This window comes from Caulobacter sp. D5, assembly GCF_003185805.1.
Lineage (GTDB): Bacteria > Pseudomonadota > Alphaproteobacteria > Caulobacterales > Caulobacteraceae > Caulobacter.
This window is the reverse complement of the sequence record NZ_QHJY01000077.1, coordinates 1-15,388: the sequence shown is the minus strand read 5'-3', so window position 1 is coordinate 15,388 and position 15,388 is coordinate 1. Positions and strand designations below refer to the sequence as shown.

Genomic DNA, 15,388 nt, shown 5'->3' with positions numbered 1-15,388 from the left:
GAGAGACCCCTCATCCGACGGCCTTCGGCCGCCACCTTCTCCCGCAAGGGGAGAAGGATCCCTGCTACCCCCGCACCAGCTCCCGCATCGCCTTGTCGAGCCCGTCGATGGTCAGCGGGAACATGCGCTCGTTCATCAGCTGCTTCATGACGCCGATCGACTGGGTGTAGTCCCAGTGGCGTTCGGGCGTGGGGTTCAGCCAGATGCAGCTCTGGTAGATGTCGGTGACCCGGCTCATCCAGATGGCGCCCGGTTCCTCGTTCCAGTGCTCGACGCTGCCGCCCGGATAGGTGATCTCGTAGGGGCTCATGGTCGCGTCGCCGACGAAGATCACCTTGTAGTCGGCCGGGAACTTGTGGAGCACGTCCCAGGTCGGGACCTTCTCGGTGTGCCGGCGCTTGTTGTCCTTCCACACGCCCTCGTAGAGGCAGTTGTGGAAGTAGTAGAACTCCAGGTTCTTGAACTCGGTCTTGGCGGCGGAAAACAGCTCCTCGCAGAGCTTGATGTGGCCGTCCATCGAGCCGCCGATGTCGAAGAAGATCAGCACCTTGATGGCGTTGCGGCGCTCGGGGCGCAGCTGGATGTCGAGATAGCCCTTCTCGGCCGTGCCGCGGATGGTGCCGTTCAGGTCCAGCTCCTCGGCCGCGCCGGTGCGGGCGAACTTGCGCAGGCGGCGCAGCGCGACCTTGATATTGCGGGTGCCCAGTTCGACGCTGTCGTCGAGGTTCTTGTATTCGCGCTTGTCCCAGACCTTCACGGCCCGGCCGTGGCGGCCCTTGTCCTGGCCGATGCGCACGCCTTCGGGGTTGTAGCCGTTGTTGCCGAACGGCGAGGTGCCGCCCGAGCCGATCCACTTGTTGCCGCCCTGGTGACGCTCCTTCTGCTCGGCCAGGCGCTCGCGCAGGGTCTCCATCAGCTTCTCGAAGCCGCCCAGGGCCTCGATCTGGGCCTTCTCCTCGTCGGTGAGGAACTTCTCGGTCAGGGCCTTCAGCCACTCTTCCGGGATGTCGGCCGTGATCCCCTCGCCCACCGTCTCCAGCCCCTTGAAGACATGGCCGAACACCCGGTCGAACTTGTCGAGGTTCTTCTCGTCCTTCACCAGGCTGGCGCGCGACAGGAAGTAGAAGTCGTCGATCGAGCGGTCGATGACGCCCTTGTCCAGGGCCTCCATCAGCAGGAGGTATTCGCGCAAGCTGACCGGCACCTTGGCCTGGCGCAGCTCGGAGAAGAAACGGAGGAACATCGGCCGGGTCTCGGGGAGTCTCTGGGGAGGTCTCGAACGTCTGTTTGGCAGAATGAAGCCTCGAGGCGTTCGGCGCAACGGCGACCTCCGTGGACCCGGGTTATCCACTCTTTCCTTGAGCCGGCGGCCGCCCGGGCGTAACTGGCGCCCGTGTCCGATCTCGCCTCAGATCCGCGCCCGGCGCCCTCCCTCGAAATCGAAGCGCCCGATCCGTCCCCCTGGACCACCCGGCTGGTCTCCCTGGCCGTGGCCAGCGCCCTCTTGATGGAGTTCATCGACTCCACGGCCCTGTCGACCGCCCTACCGCGCCTGGCCCAGGCCTTCTCGGCCGATCCGATCCACCTGAAGCTGGCGCTGACCTCCTACATTCTGGCCCTGGCGGTGTTCACCCCGGCCAGCGGCTGGGCGGCCCAGCGCTATGGGGCGCGGCGGGTGTTCCTGCTGGCCATGCTGGTGTTCCTGGGCGGCTCGGCCCTGTGCGGCCTGTCGCAGAGCCTGGCCCAGCTGGTCGGGGCGCGGGTGATCCAGGGGATCGGCGGGGCGATGATGACGCCGGTGGCGCGGCTGATCGTCGTCAGTTCCACGCCCAAGGACAAGCTGATCAGCGCCATGGGCTGGTTCACCATGCCGGCCATGATCGGGCCGCTGATCGGACCGCCGATCGCCGGCTTCGTGCTGTCGATCGCCGACTGGCCGTGGATCTTCTACCTGAACCTGCCGATCGGCCTGGTCGGGGCGATCGCCGTGCGCCGCTTCGTGCCCAAGGGCGCGCCCGACCGCGAGGCCGGCCGCTTCGACACGCCCGGCTTCATCATGAGCGCCATCGCCCTGTCGGGGCTGATCGGCTTGGCCGAGACCGCCGGCCTGCCGCTGCTGCCGCCGCCGTTGCAACTGGCCCTGCTTGTGGTGTCGCTGGGCGCGGGCTGGCTCTACCTGCGACGCTGCAAGATGGTGAGCCGGCCGATCCTGGACCTGACCCTGCTGCGCTTTCCGACCTATCGGGCGAGCCTGCTGGGCGGAACCTTCGTGCGGCTTGGCATCGGGGCCAGCCCGTTCCTGATGCCGCTCCTGCTGCAGGTGGCCCTGGGCTGGAGCCCGCTGAAGGCCAGCGCCGTGACCATCGCCACCGGGGCCGGCGTGCTGGTGGCCCGGCCGTTCGCCAGCGCCCTGCTCAAGCGCTACGGCTTCCGCTCGGCCCTGGCGGTGTTCGTCGTCGCCACGGCGATCATAACCGCGGTCCCGGGCCTCTTCACCGCCTCGACGCCGATGGGGCTGATGATCGGGCTGCTGCTGGTCGGCGGCTTCGCGCGGTCCAGCCAGTTCATCGCCGCCAACACCATCGCCTATGCCGACGTGCCCCAGCCGCGCGTGGCGGCCGCCTCGACCCTGGCGGCGGTCAGCCAGCAGGTCGGCCTGGCCCTGGGGGTCAGCTTCGGTGGTTTGATGCTGCACCTGACCCGTGACGTCGGCGCCGGCGGCCTGACGCCGGCCAGCTTCACCCTGCCGTTCGCGGCGATCGGGCTGGTGACCCTGCTGGCCCTGCCGGTCTATCTGCGGCTGGACAAGGACGCGGGCGCGAGCTTGAGCGGGCGGTAGCCGCTGCGCGGCCCCCTCCGGCCCTCTGGGCCACCTCCCCCAGAGGGGGAGGATTTGCGCCGCATAGATGCTCCCCTTCTGGGGGAGCTGTCGCGGAGCGACTGAGGGGGTCGCCCGCTTGGGCGATCAGGGACGCGCCGCCGCGATGCGCGCGCGGGCGATCTCGTCGGCGACGAGGTTGGCCGGGCGGCCCTCGGCCTTGGACTGGTCGAGCACCTCGGCCAGGGTCAGGGCCAGGCGGTCGAGCTTGGTCGCCACCCAGGCCGGGTCGAAGGCGCCGCCGGCTTCCAGGGCGCGGATCTCGGCGGCGACGTTGATGATGCCGCCGCCGTTGATGACGTAGTCGGGGGCGTAGAGGATGCCGCGGTCGAACACGGTCTGGCCGATCAGGGCGTCGGCCAGCTGGTTGTTGGCGCCGCCGGCGATGACCTTGACCTTCAGGCGCGGCAGGGTCGTCGCCGAGATGGCGCCGCCCAGAGCGCAGGGCGCGAACACGTCGGCCTCGACGTCGAAGATGGCGTCGGTGGAAACGATCTCAGCGCCCGTCTTGGCGGCCACCTCATTGAGGGCGACCTGGTTGACGTCGGCGATGATCAGCTGGGCGCCGGCCGCGTGGAGCTTTTCGGCCAGATAGGCGCCGACATGGCCGACGCCCTGGATGGCCACCTTCACGCCCTTGAGGTCACGTCCCAGGGCGCGCTCGACGCACAGGCGCACGCCGCGGAACACGCCCTCGGCGGTGACCGGCGACGGGTCGCCCGAGGCGGCCGCGTGGCCTTCCAAGCCGGCGACGTAGCGGGTGGTCCTGCGGGTGCTTTCCAGGTCGGCCGGCGAGACGCCGACGTCCTCGGCCGTCCAGTAGGAACCGCCCAGGCTGTCGACCGCGCGGCCGAAGGCCTCGAACAGTTCCGGCGTCTTCTGGCTGCGGCTGTCGCCGATGATCACGGCCTTGCCGCCGCCGAAGTCGAGGTCGGCCATGGCGTTCTTGTAGGACATGCCGCGCGACAGGCGCAGGGCGTCGGTCAGGGCCGCTTCGCTGCTGGCGTAGTCCCACATGCGGCAACCGCCGGCGGCGGGGCCGCGCGCGGTCGAGTGGACGGCGATGATCGACTTGAGGCCCGTCTTCTCGTCGTAGAACGAATGGACGCCTTCGTGTCCCTCGAAATCGGGGAGATCGAACAAGGTCATGCCGTGCCTCAGCCTGAAAACAGTGCGCCGGGGTGTACGCTCCAACGACCGTCGCCGCAAGGATCACTTCATCGGCCTTTTGTCACATAGGCCGATGATCGTTCTTATCGCACTGCAATACGCCGGACGTTCGACTAGCGTCCGGCCGGAACGCCCTGAACTTTGACGACATTCGGCGCAGTCGGCGCGCCCGGGATCGGCGGCGCGCCCGACGGCAGGTCGGCCTGGGGATCCTTCAGGAACGCCGCCGCGTCGCGCCAGACGACTTCCGCCTGCTTGTCGACCAGAAGAAGATGGTAGCCGTTGGCGTAGAACGCCGAACGATCGTCGGGCTTCAACCGGCGGGCGGCCTGCTGCGTCGGCTCGTCGGGGATGATCTCGTCGTGCTCGCCGTAGAAATAGGCCACCGGCACCTTCACCTTGCCCAGCGACGCCCAGGCCCGCTCCATCAGCCCGACCAGGCCGTAGAGGGTGTCGGACCGCGCGCCCCAGATCATCAGCGGGTCGCGGCCCATGCGGCGTAGCTCGTCGATATTGTCGGTGGGCTGGACCTTGGAGACCAGCCATTCGGGCGGCTTGACCACCCAGCTGCGGGCGGTGTGGGCGGTGATCCACAGGCTGGTCTTGTAGGGCAGAGGCTGGTTCGACCAGCCCCAGACGGCGGGGGCGAACAGCAGCAGACTGTCGGCGGCCGGCGGATTGTCGGTGGCCATGGCGGCGATGGCCAGGCCTCCGCCCATGCTGACCCCGGCCAGCGAGACCTTGGCCTCGGGATGGGCCTCGCGCACCAGGGCGACCAGGGTGCGGACATCCTCGATCATCAGGTCGGTCGAGGCCCAGACGCCTCGGGCGGGCGAGCGGCCGAAACCGCGCAGGTCCAGCGCGTAGGTGGCGATCCCCTGCTGCGCCCACCACGGCGCGGCCAGGTGATAGGCGTTGGAATAGTCGTTCATGCCGTGCAGGCCGACGACCACGTGGGTAGGCGCCCCGCCTTCGGGCAGCCAGCGCTTGATGCCCAGCTTGGCGCCGTCGAAGCTGACCAGCCAGTCGTCTTCCAGGCGGGCGCCGCGCAGGCCCAGCGGGGCGAGGTCCGGGCGCTGGGTGATCGGGGCGCAGGCGGCGGCGAGGCCGGCGGCCCCGACGGTGAAGAGAAGGCTCCGGCGGTTCATGAGGCCAACATGCCCGCGACACGGCGGCGAAGATAGGGCGTCACCTCGTCCTCGAACCAGGGATTGCGCTTGAGCCAGGCGGTATTGCGCCAGGAAGGGTACGGCAGGGGCAGAACGCCGTCGGCGATATATTCGCTCCAGGCGGCCACGGTTTCGGTCATGGTCGGCTTCATCCGGTCGCCCAGCGCCCAGGCCTGGGCGTAGCCGCCGACCAGCAGGGTCAGTTCGACCTTCGGCAGCAAGGCCAGCAGGTCCTTGCGCCAAAGCTCGGCGCAACGCGGCGGCGGCGGATAGTCGCCGCCCTTGGGATTGGTCCCGGGAAAGCAGAAGGCCATGGCCGCCACCCCGATCTCGGGCCGGCCGTAGAAGGTGTCGCGGTCGATCCCCATCCAGTCGCGCAGGCGATTTCCGGACGGATCGTTGAACGGCAGGCCGGTCTCGTGCACCAGCCGTCCCGGCGCCTGGCCGCAGATCAGCAGGCGCGTCCCCTCGCCCACCCGCACCACCGGCCGGGGTTCGGGCAGCTCGCCGACGCAGGCCCGGCAGGCGCGGATCTCGGAAAGCAGGGCGTCGAGCGACATGGTCCCGCAGTTAGGCGGCCGCCGGTCCCGCGCCAAGGGCGCGCGGCCTTACGACCTGCTCACCGGAAACTGGAAGGGCACGGCGACGAGCTTACCGGGCGCGTCGAGAGCAAGGGCTGTATCGAGCCGCAAGACGAGGGCGAGCGGGCCCGAGGCCGGGTTGTTGCTCGCGTCGCAGGTGATCTCGAAAGCCTCCTGGGCCGTCGCCCCGAACAGCGAGCCATGCTTCCAGAGCTGGGTCAGAAAATTCGTCGCCTGGGCCTTCGCGTCGACCATCATCGCGTCCGACAGCGGCTGGGTCGCCGTCCAGGCCAACATGACCTTAAAGTTGGCCTCGATCACCTTGAGCAGGCGCAGGCGATCCTGCGGGCCGGCCGCCAAAGAGAGCGCCTCCTCGTCGGTGAAGAGGCCGGGTGGCGACGGGTTGGTCATGACGGCTGGCTCTCCCCGCGCTTGCCGCTCAATCTCCGCTGGCAGGCGCGGCTTGGCAAGCGGTCAGGCGGCGGTCGGGGCCGCGAACATGGCCAGGAGGCCCTCTTCCCTGGCGATCAGCTCGGCGAACGACGGTCGGGCCAGGATCGCGTCGGTATAGGCCTTGGTGCGCGGCCAATGCGACAGGTCCAGCGCCAGGTGGCGCAGGTTGGCGAAGGGGCTGGCCACGGCGATGTCGGCCAGGGTCAGGCGGCCTTCCAGCAGGAAGCCGCCGGCGTCGGGCACGATCGTCTCCAGATAGTCGAGCACCGGCGGCAGCTCTTCGGCCTGCGCCTTGGCGGCGATCGCCTCGTCGCCCGGCTTGCGCATGAAGCGCGGGGCGACGATGCGGTTGAAGAAGATCTTGCCGCCGGCCGCCACCAGTATGGTGTCGGCGTACTCCTCGAACCACACCGCCCGGGCGCGGGCGCGCGGCTCGGCCGGGATCAGGTTGGGCTCCGGATGCAGGGCTTCGAGATAGGTGATGATCGCCGAGGAGTCCGAGATGCGGAAATCGCCGTCCTGGAAGGCCGGGATCTTCCTGAACGGACTGCACTCGGCGAAGTCGGGATCGAGGGTCCCGGGCGGCGACACCCGGTTCTCGAGCACCAGACCCTTCTCGGCCCCGAAGGCCAGGGTCTTGCGCACATAGGGGGAAAGCGACGAACCGAAGACGATCATGACGAACCTCCCGATGTATTTGAGAGGCTCATAGGTTCATCGATCCAGTTTCATTTCAAGACCCACTCGCCGACGTGTTCGGAGCGGGTCCTGAAGCGGTTCAGGCCTCGGCGTCGTCGGCGCCATCGTCCGTCACATCCGGGAAGCTGGTCGGGTCGCCTTCCAGCGGCAGGCGCAGGCGATAGACGCCCCGGAACTTCTCGGGATTGACCGGCTTGTTGTGGCGCAGGATGACGATCTGGCCCTGCTTGGCCAGTTCGACGGCGTCGGTGCGGATGTGGCCGAGCAGGCGCTGCCAGCGCTCCGGCTGCAGGATCTTGGCCACCGACATCGGGTCGATGGACTTGCCGGCCGGCAGGGCGGCCATCTGCGAAAGGATGGTGTCTTGGATCGGGGTGGTCATTTGCTCGGCTCTAGCACCGACCAGTTTCCGTGGCGATAAAGGAAAACGCTCGTCGAAAAGACCTCGGGCTCGCCCTCGTTGGCCTTCACGAACTTCACGAAGCGCGAAAGCCGCGCCGGATCGGCCGTGTCGGCGATCAGAAGGACGTTGCGCTGCAGGAAGACGACGGCCGCCTCGTCCTTGATCTCGATGCCCTGCGCGGCCCAGCGTTCGGGCATCGACACCAGGTTCAGCGCCAGGCTGGCGCCGTCGGTGACGAACCAGACGCCGGGCTCCATCGACTGGACCTCGATGGGCCCGATCTTCTCGCCGGTGTTCTTGCGCGCGGCGGCCCAGGCCTCGGCGGTCTCGATCCCGGCCTTGGCCAGATCGTCCTTGGTGGCCAGACGGAAGCTCTCGCTCTCGTCGACGGCCACGACCTCGATGAAGTCGCCGACCAACGGCTTGTAGACCAACTCCGCGCCCGGCATCGCCTGGAGGTATTCGACGGGCCGGATCAGCACGACCAGCTTGTCGCGTTCCAGCGCGGCCTTCTCGCCGCTCGAGGCCATCACCCGCGCCAACTGGCCGACGATCTTGTCGAGATCCCCGGGCGCGTTGCGATAGCGGCCGTAGGCGTTGTCGAGGAACAGCGACATGCCCTCGTCGTCCTTGGCGGCCTTGGCCTGATGGATCTTCAGGCTGTCCTCGCCGACTAGTTCGATGCGTAGCGTGGGATCGGCCTTCAGCAGCGCCGCCCGCATCTCCAGCTGGAATTCCGACATCGGCATGATCATCGGCGCGTCCTGTCCGCACGCCGCAGTCGTCAGGATCATCGCCGCCGCCAGACCGGCCACGACCGCTCTACCCCACATTGCCACCCCTCCCGCTCAAGGCGCAGACCCTGCCCCAGTTCGCGGGCTGCGGCCAGACGCCGGCTTGCGCGAGAACCCCGCCGGGGCCTAGCTGGTCGAAAACATAGAAAGTACGGGAGCGCAGGGCATGGACGGCGGCAACGAGATCGTCAGCGGGCCAAGGCTGGTCGAGGACGGCGAGTGGGCGGGTTGGCGCACCTGGACGGGCCAGGATCCCTTCGAGGACACGGCAGGGCCGTTCTATTTCCGCGAGGAGGACGGCAAGGTGCGCTGCGCGTTCCGGGCCGAGCCGCGCCACATGAACGGCGGCGGCTTCATGCACGGCGGCTGCATGCTGACCTTCGCCGACTTCTCGCTGTTCGCCATCGCCTGGCGCGAACTGGACAACGCCAAGGCCGTGACCGTGTCGCTGAACGGCGACTTCGTCGGCCCGGCAAAGCCCGGCGACCTGATCGAAGCGACCGGCGAGGTGATCCGCGCCGGCGGCTCGATGATCTTCGTGCGCGGCCTCCTCAGCACCGGCGGCCAGCCGATGTTGAGCTTCTCCGGCGTGATCAAGAAGATCTGGACGATGGGCGGAGCCTAGGACATCGGCTCAGCCGACACCCAAAAGCTTTGTCGTCCCGGCCGTAGCGAAGCGGAGCGCCGGGATCTCCCACCGTTCCGATCCTTCCGACGTGGGAGATCCCGGCTCTACGGACCGCTGACGCGCTCCTCCGGCCGGGATGACAATCGTGGAGAGCGGAGCCTAGCCGCCCGTCGATCCCGTCCCCTCGGCCAGACGCTTGGCCTGGGCGACCCAGGCGTCGCGCTCGGCGCGGCCCTTGAGGCTGAGCAGCTTGTCGAAGCTTTCGAGCTCGTCGGCGCTCCAGTCGGCGATCTGGCGGAAGCGGGTGACGCCCAGCTCGGCCAGCGAGGCGGCCAGCTTGGGGCCGATGCCGACCAGCAGGGTCAGGTCGTCGGCGACGTCCTTGGTGGCGGCCACGACCTTCGACGTGACGTCGTTGGCGGGGGCGACGACCTCTTCGACCACGGTCTCGACCGGCTCGGCGATCGCCTCGACCACAGGTTCGGGCGCGACCTCGACAACGGCTTCGACCACCTCGACCGAGGCTTCGGCGAGCGCCACGGGGACCTCGGCGGCGGTCTCGACGATTTCGGCCGTGGCGGCGGCGACCGTCTCGACGATCGGCTCGACCTCGGCGACGGCGGCGTCGACCACCTCGGCGGGCGTGGCGATCAGGGCCGGGGCCGGCTCGTCGAACACGCCGCGCGACACCGGTTCGGGCGCCAGGGCGATCAGGGCCTCGATATTGACGGCCTCACGCCATCGGTTGGACCACCACCACCAGGTGGCGCCGGCGACCGCCGCGCCGCCGAACACCGCCCACAGGGGCGATGCGGCCCCGATGAGGAGGTTCGGCGCCGACGGTGTTTCGGGACTCTCGGAAGACAGGGGCAGGAAGGACGAGGAAGCCATGGCCGTTCACTCCGTCGATCGCGATTGTGCGGCGCAGCATAACACAGAACGCCGGTTCGCAAGCGCAAAAATGCTGACCTTAAGGAACCTTCAGAACAAAGCCGAACAGGCCAGGCCCGCCAGCGTCATCACCCCCACCAGGGCCAGGATCGGCAGCCGCAGGGCGAAGGTCAGGCCGCAGGCCAGGACGGTCAGGCCCAGCGCGACGGGATCAAGGCTGAAAAGGTCGGGCAGCGTGGTGCGGAACGGCCCCCAGGCCGCCTCGTTCCCGCTGCGAAACAGCAAGTGAACGGCGAACCACAGCGCCAGGCTGGCGATCACCCCGACCACGGCCGCGCCCACCCACGACAGGGCCGCCGCGGCGCGGGCGTGGGTCCGCAGGCGTTCGACGAAGGGTCCGCCGGCGAAGATCCACAGGAACGACGGGGCGAAGGTCGCCCAGGCCGCCATCAGCCCGCCCAGGATCGCGGCGGGCCAGGCCAGGGCCGGATCGGCGTCGCGCCAGGCGGCCACGAAGCCGACGAAGACGAAGGTCAGCACCAGCGGTCCCGGCGTGGTCTCGGCCAGGCCCAGGCCGTCGAGCATCTGGTTGGGCGTCAGCCAGTTCAGTTCGCCCGCCACCTGGCCGACATAGGCCAGCGCCGCATAGGCCCCGCCGAAACTGACCACCGCCAGGCCGCTGAACACCGCCCCGATCTGGGCCAGGGCGGAGTGCGGAGCCAAGGCGAAGGCCAGGGCCACCGGCGCCAGCCAGACGGCGAGGCAGATCAGGGCCGCCCTCCCCGCGCCCTTCAGCGGCGCATGCTCGGCCGAGACGTCGAAAGCGGCGTCGCGCGCGCCGAAGAACCAGCCCGCCAGGCCGGCGACGAGAATGACCAGCGGGAACGGCGCGATCGTGAAGCTCAGCGCCAGGAAGGCCAGGACGGCGGCGATCTTGCCCGCCTGTCCCCGCGCCGCCCGGCCGGCCATCCGGATCAGGGCCTGCAGCACCAGGGCGACCACCGCCGCCTTCAGCCCCAGCAGGGCAGGCGCGGCCCATGTCGCCTGGCCATGAACGACATAGAGCGCCGACAGCGCGAGCATCGCCGCCAGCCCCGGCAGCACGAACAGCAGCCCCGCCGCCAGCCCGCCGCGCACGCCGTGCAGCCGCCAGCCCAGCCAGGTCGCCAGCTGCTGGGCCTCGGGCCCCGGCAGCAGCATGCAGAAACTCAAGGCGTGAGCGAAGCGGTCCTCGTCGACCCAGCCGCGCTTCTCGACCACCTCGCGGTGCAGCAGGGCGATCTGCCCGGCCGGCCCGCCAAAGCCGAGACATCCGACCTTCAGCCAGACGGCGCAGGCCTGACGGAGGCTGGGGGCCTGGCTCACGCGGTCAGGCGCGCCAGACGCGGGCGGCCGCGCCCGCTTCGCCCAGGCGCTGCGCCAGGAAGGTCGTGATCTCGCGGACCTGCGGCTCGATCGCCGCCGGAGCGCCGACCAGCACCATGGCGCTGCCGTTCATCTTCATCGGGTCTCTCAGAGGCCGCAGGCGAAGTTCGGCGACTAGCGCGTCGTCCGTGACGTTTTCTAGCGCGCGGATGAAGGCGTCGAAGGTCTCCAGGTCCTTCAGCGGGGTCCAGATCGCCAGCACGGCGGCCGGATCGACCTTGCGCACCGCCCGCACAGTGGCCACGCACTGGGCGTAGTCGTCGGGCCGCTCGAACGGCGGGTCGATCAGCACGAAGGTGCGTCCGCCCCGCCCGGCGCGGGCCTCGGCGGTGGCGTAGCCGTCGGCCTGCAGGGCCTGGGCGAAGGCGTAGGGACCCAGCACCTTGCGCAGCTGGTCGAAATCATCGTCGCGCAGCTCGCAGGCGGCGTAGCGGTCGCCACGGCGCAAGGCGCGGGCGATCAGCAGCGGCGAGCCCGGATAGAGCGGCGCCTCGGCGTCGCCGACGTTCAGGTCCGCCACCGCCTTCAGCAGCGGCGTAAACGGCGCGGGGGCGTCGCCCTCGGCCAGCAGGCGGCCGATGCCGGCGGCGGCTTCCTTGGATTTCTGGGCCATGTCGCCGCGCAGGTCGTAAGCCCCGGCGCCGGCGTGGGTGTCGATCACCGCCAGCGGCGAGTCGTCGGCGGTCAGGCCCGCGAGCAGGGCCAGCAGGATCGCGTGCTTCTGCAGGTCGGCGAAATTGCCGGCGTGGAAGGCGTGGCGGTAGTTCATCGAAGCTCCCCGGAACGGACGAACCGTCTACCACGTTGGCCGGGATTGGGTTGGGAGCGAACGCATGACCCGGCATTTTTCCGTCTCAGGCGCGTGGTGAGCGCCATGGCCCGCGACACCAGCCAGACGCCCGCCGCCGAAAAGACCCTGCTGGCCTATGTCAACGATCAGGAGCAGGGCCTGACCCGCCTGGGGAAACCCGGCCGGTTCTCCTACGCCGACGCCGACGGTCGGACGGTGAAGGACGAGGCCACGCTGGAGCGCATCCGCGCCCTGGTCATTCCACCAGCCTGGACCAGCGTGTGGATCTGCCCCGACCCCAATGGCCACATCCAGGCGGTTGGTCGCGACCAGAAGGGCCGCAAGCAGTATCGCTATCACCCCGACTGGCGGGCCGACCGCGACGCCCGCAAGTACGAGCGCATGGCCGCCTTCGGCCGCGCCCTGCCCCGCCTGAGGAAGCGGGTGGACGCCGACCTCGCCCGCCGAGGCCTGCCGCGCGAAAAGGTGCTGGCCGCCGTGGTGCGCCTGCTGGAACTGACCCTGATCCGGGTCGGCAACGACGAGTACGCCAAGACCAACAAGAGCTTTGGCCTCACCACCATGCAGAAGCGCCACCTGAAGCTGGCCGGCGGCGGGGCGGTGTTCGAGTTCAAGGGCAAGAGCGGCAAGGTGCACCACACCGGCTTTCGCGACCGGCGGCTGGCCCGCATCGTCGGCGCCTGCCAGGAGCTGCGCGGCCAGCGCCTGTTCCAGTATCTCGACGAGGACGGCCAGCGCCGCTCGATCGAGAGCCACGACGTCAACGACTATATCCGCGCCGTGGCGGGAGAGGACTTCTCGGCCAAGGACTTCCGCACCTGGTACGGCTCGCTGGCGGCGCTGGAGGCGCTGAGCCTGCAACCGGAGCCCGCGACCAAGACCGAGGCGAAGAAGGCGCTGAACCTCTGCATCAAGGCCGTCGCCGGCCTGCTGGGCAACACCCCGGCCGTCTGCCGCGCGGCCTATATCCATCCCCGCGTGCTGGAGGCCTTCGAGACCAGCGCCCTGCCCAGGCGACGGGCGAGCTCGGCGCGGGCCAAGGAGTTGGCGCTGCTGAGGCTGGTGGCGGGGTAGAGCCTAGCGGGAGCGATGCGCCGCCAGCGCCTTCTCCAGTTCCCCGACCATGATCGTCTTCAGCCCCTCCGGCGAGACGATCTCGACCGCGTCGCCCCAGGTGAAGAGGTGCCAGGCCAGTTCCAGCATGCCGCTGGCCCGGAAGCTGACGGTCACCACGCCGTCCGGCCCCTGCTCCACCACCTGGTTGGAGTGGAAGCGCCAGCGCATCGCGTCTTCCGCCCGCTCGGCCTTGATGCGCAGGACCACATCCTCGATGTCGCCGTGATAGATGCCGAAGCTCTCATCGGCGAAGGCCTGCAGCGAGAAGTCGGCCGGCGGCGAGGCCGGCCTGTCCAGCGCCTGGACGTCGCTCATCCGGTCCAGGCGGAAGGTGCGCGGCCGGGGGCTGCTTCCCTCCAGCGAGACCAGATAGTTGCTGCGGCCGAACAGGATGCCCAGCGGCGTCACCGTGCGGGTGCGCCCCGGCTGGCTGCCGCCGTCATAGCGGAACGACAGGGCCGTCAGCCCCTTCACCGCCGAGCGGATCTGCGCCAGCACGTTCTGGTCCTCGTGCGGACGCGGACCGGCGTGGACGGCGATGGTCTCGGCCTGGACCAGGGCCTCGACGTCGGGCGCCACGCGGCGGCGGGCCGAGCCCTTCAGCGCCGACAGCAGCTTGCCCTCCAGGGCGTACAGCGCCGCGGCCCGGCCGTGGGCGCCGGCCGTCTGGTTGGAGTCCGCCGCCGTGCGCAGGGCCGCCAGCTCCTCGGCGGTCGGGGTCTGGAACAGGCTGTCCAGGCCCGAAGGGATGCGGAAGCGGCGGGTCGGCGGGTCCTCGATCGACTCCATCTGCGGGAAGGCCGCCCAGACGGCGTCGCGCATGCGTTCGGCCGTGCGCCGTCCCACCTCCATGGCCTGGGCCATCTCGTCGAGCGTCAACCCTTCGGAGGAACTGGCCAGCCGGCGGGCCAGGTCGAGCAGCTTCGTCGCCTTCTCATGTCTCATCCCGGTTCATTACGACCGTTTTTGACGCAACGCACGTGGAAAAGGAGTCATCGCAATTCGTTCGGAGAAACCGACATGAGCCGCCTCGCCTGCCAGCCCTGGCACGTTCGCCCGGTCAGCGCCGCGATGATCTCGGCCGTGCTGGCCTTCGCCGACATCCACCGCGACATGGGCGCGGGCCGCACCCTGATGCGGCTGAGCCCCGAGCGCGCGGCCAAGGCCGACGTCATCCTGCTGCTGGGCGCCGACGCCGAGCGGGCCACGGACCTGGGCCTGGTGTGGAACGACCGCGAGGACCAGCTGATGCGGGTGGTCGACGACGCGGCCCTGCGCGAGACCCGGCTGGCGGCCTGGGAAGAGGCCTTCGACCTGTTCGAGACCGAAGAGCCGGCGCTGGAACCGGCCCGCCTCTGCGCGTGACTCTGGCGCCGGCCGCGCACGCCAAGAGAGCTTGAATCTTCGCGCGCGCGAGCCCGGCCCGACACTTGGGCTTCGCGCCTTTCGCCAAGTCTCCAGAGACTAGTCGCGGATCGCCAAGAGTCTCGATGACTCGGGCTTCAAGGCCTGGCGATTCAGTCGCGCGGCTGCGTCAATCTAAGTTAACAGAAGCTTACAATGAACGCGCCGGTAACCGCGACATTTTCACTCAATGATAACGAGATTACGAAATATTGCAGGAGGGCAAAACGCCCTCCGGGGTCAAAATGACGCCGGACACCTCAAGAAGGAGTCTTCGTTATGGCGCTGAACAGCGTGAACACGAACTCGGGCGCGATGATCGCCCTGCAAAATCTGAACTCGACCAACAGCGACCTTCAGATCACCCAACAGCGCATCAACACCGGCAAGAAGATCGGTAGCGCCAAGGACAACGGCGCCATCTGGGCGACCGCCAAGAACCAGTCGGCCACCGCCTCGTCGATCAACGCCGTGAAGGACTCGCTGCAACGCGGCCAGTCCACCATCGACGTCGCCCTGGCCGCCGGCGACACCGTCACCGACCTCCTGGGCAAGATGAAGGAAAAGGCCCTGGCCGCTTCCGACACCTCGCTGAACACCGCTTCGTTCAACGCCCTGAAGTCGGACTTCAACTCGCTGCGCGACCAGATCACCAAGGCCGTCAGCAACGCCAAGTTCAACGGCGCCAGCATCATCGACGGCAAGACCGCCAAGCTGACCTACCTGGCCAACTCGGACGGTTCGGGCATCACGGTGAACTCCAAGACCCTGTCGCTGGCCGGCATCGGCCTCAGCGCCGGTACGTCGTTCACCGACGCGGCCGCGGCCAAGACGATGATCTCGACCATCGACACCGCCCTGCAGACGGCCACCAACAAGCTGGCCTCGCTGGGCACCAGCTCGACGGGCCTGGACACCCACCTGACCTTCGTCGGCAAGCTGCAAGACAGCCTCGACGCCGGCGTG

At 69.0% G+C, this 15,388-nt stretch carries 17 protein-coding genes; 5 read left to right on the top strand and 12 right to left on the bottom strand.

The window, feature by feature from the left end:
• Window positions 1-64: 64 nt before the first annotated feature.
• Complete coding sequence (locus DMC18_RS06020; RefSeq protein WP_110118079.1) at window positions 65-1,243, bottom strand: VWA domain-containing protein; 1,179 nt, start codon at window positions 1,241-1,243, stop codon at window positions 65-67.
• 150 nt (window positions 1,244-1,393) lie between these two features.
• Here DMC18_RS06020 and DMC18_RS06015 point away from each other — a divergent pair, with 150 nt between their 5' ends.
• Complete coding sequence (locus DMC18_RS06015) at window positions 1,394-2,839, top strand: MFS transporter (RefSeq protein ID WP_233245148.1); 1,446 nt, start codon at window positions 1,394-1,396, stop codon at window positions 2,837-2,839.
• Window positions 2,840-2,965: 126 nt separating this feature from the next.
• On the opposite strand, the gene DMC18_RS06010 is transcribed toward DMC18_RS06015, so the two are convergent.
• The 7 genes from DMC18_RS06010 to DMC18_RS05980 all read right to left on the bottom strand — a co-directional run bounded on the left by DMC18_RS06010 (window position 2,966) and on the right by DMC18_RS05980 (window position 8,168).
• On the bottom strand, window positions 2,966-4,027 hold the full coding sequence (locus DMC18_RS06010) for a Glu/Leu/Phe/Val dehydrogenase (RefSeq protein WP_110118081.1): 1,062 nt from the start codon (window positions 4,025-4,027) through the stop codon (window positions 2,966-2,968).
• A 134-nt stretch (window positions 4,028-4,161) separates the two neighbouring features.
• The gene (locus DMC18_RS06005) at window positions 4,162-5,196 is read right to left on the bottom strand and encodes an alpha/beta hydrolase (RefSeq protein WP_110118082.1); all 1,035 of its coding nucleotides are present in this window, start codon (window positions 5,194-5,196) and stop codon (window positions 4,162-4,164) included.
• Window positions 5,193-5,777 carry a uracil-DNA glycosylase family protein gene (locus tag DMC18_RS06000; protein ID WP_110118083.1) on the bottom strand — a complete coding sequence of 195 codons (585 nt, stop codon included), beginning with the start codon at window positions 5,775-5,777 and terminating at the stop codon, window positions 5,193-5,195. Before DMC18_RS06000 ends, DMC18_RS06005 begins: the two co-directional genes overlap by 4 nt.
• Before the next feature lie 48 nt (window positions 5,778-5,825).
• Entirely contained in the window at window positions 5,826-6,209 is a 384-nt protein-coding gene (locus tag DMC18_RS05995; RefSeq protein ID WP_110118084.1) for a hypothetical protein, read from the bottom strand.
• Between the two features lie 63 nt (window positions 6,210-6,272).
• Window positions 6,273-6,929 carry a glutathione S-transferase family protein gene (locus DMC18_RS05990; protein WP_110118085.1) on the bottom strand — a complete coding sequence of 219 codons (657 nt, stop codon included), beginning with the start codon at window positions 6,927-6,929 and terminating at the stop codon, window positions 6,273-6,275.
• A 100-nt stretch (window positions 6,930-7,029) separates the two neighbouring features.
• Window positions 7,030-7,332 carry a DUF3253 domain-containing protein gene (locus tag DMC18_RS05985; protein ID WP_110118086.1) on the bottom strand — a complete coding sequence of 101 codons (303 nt, stop codon included), beginning with the start codon at window positions 7,330-7,332 and terminating at the stop codon, window positions 7,030-7,032.
• Window positions 7,329-8,168 carry a hypothetical protein gene (locus DMC18_RS05980; RefSeq protein ID WP_110118087.1) on the bottom strand — a complete coding sequence of 280 codons (840 nt, stop codon included), beginning with the start codon at window positions 8,166-8,168 and terminating at the stop codon, window positions 7,329-7,331. The genes DMC18_RS05985 and DMC18_RS05980 overlap by 4 nt, the downstream gene beginning before the upstream one ends.
• Before the next feature lie 145 nt (window positions 8,169-8,313).
• Here DMC18_RS05980 and DMC18_RS05975 point away from each other — a divergent pair, with 145 nt between their 5' ends.
• Entirely contained in the window at window positions 8,314-8,772 is a 459-nt protein-coding gene (locus DMC18_RS05975) for a PaaI family thioesterase (protein WP_110118088.1), read from the top strand.
• 162 nt (window positions 8,773-8,934) lie between these two features.
• On the opposite strand, the gene phaH is transcribed toward DMC18_RS05975, so the two are convergent.
• From phaH to rlmJ, 3 genes are all read right to left on the bottom strand, one after another.
• Window positions 8,935-9,666 carry a phasin PhaH gene (gene phaH, locus DMC18_RS05970; RefSeq protein ID WP_110118089.1) on the bottom strand — a complete coding sequence of 244 codons (732 nt, stop codon included), beginning with the start codon at window positions 9,664-9,666 and terminating at the stop codon, window positions 8,935-8,937.
• A gap of 90 nt (window positions 9,667-9,756) precedes the next feature.
• A complete protein-coding gene (gene chrA, locus DMC18_RS05965) occupies window positions 9,757-11,031 on the bottom strand; it encodes a chromate efflux transporter (RefSeq protein ID WP_110118090.1) in 1,275 nt (424 codons plus the stop codon).
• Between the two features lie 4 nt (window positions 11,032-11,035).
• Complete coding sequence (gene rlmJ, locus DMC18_RS05960) at window positions 11,036-11,860, bottom strand: 23S rRNA (adenine(2030)-N(6))-methyltransferase RlmJ (RefSeq protein WP_110118091.1); 825 nt, start codon at window positions 11,858-11,860, stop codon at window positions 11,036-11,038.
• Between the two features lie 105 nt (window positions 11,861-11,965).
• On the opposite strand from rlmJ, the gene DMC18_RS05955 reads away from it, so the two are divergent.
• Window positions 11,966-12,976, top strand: coding sequence for a DNA topoisomerase IB (locus DMC18_RS05955; protein WP_110118095.1), 1,011 nt, complete (start codon window positions 11,966-11,968; stop codon window positions 12,974-12,976).
• 3 nt (window positions 12,977-12,979) lie between these two features.
• Here the strand turns inward: DMC18_RS05955 and DMC18_RS05950 are convergent, their stop codons facing one another.
• A complete protein-coding gene (locus tag DMC18_RS05950) occupies window positions 12,980-13,963 on the bottom strand; it encodes a YafY family protein (protein WP_110118092.1) in 984 nt (327 codons plus the stop codon).
• A gap of 75 nt (window positions 13,964-14,038) precedes the next feature.
• Here DMC18_RS05950 and DMC18_RS05945 point away from each other — a divergent pair, with 75 nt between their 5' ends.
• On the top strand, window positions 14,039-14,383 hold the full coding sequence (locus DMC18_RS05945; RefSeq protein ID WP_110118093.1) for a hypothetical protein: 345 nt from the start codon (window positions 14,039-14,041) through the stop codon (window positions 14,381-14,383).
• A 318-nt stretch (window positions 14,384-14,701) separates the two neighbouring features.
• Window positions 14,702-15,388: flagellin (locus tag DMC18_RS05940; RefSeq protein ID WP_110132766.1), on the top strand; the 687-nt coding region annotated here is incomplete at its 3' end.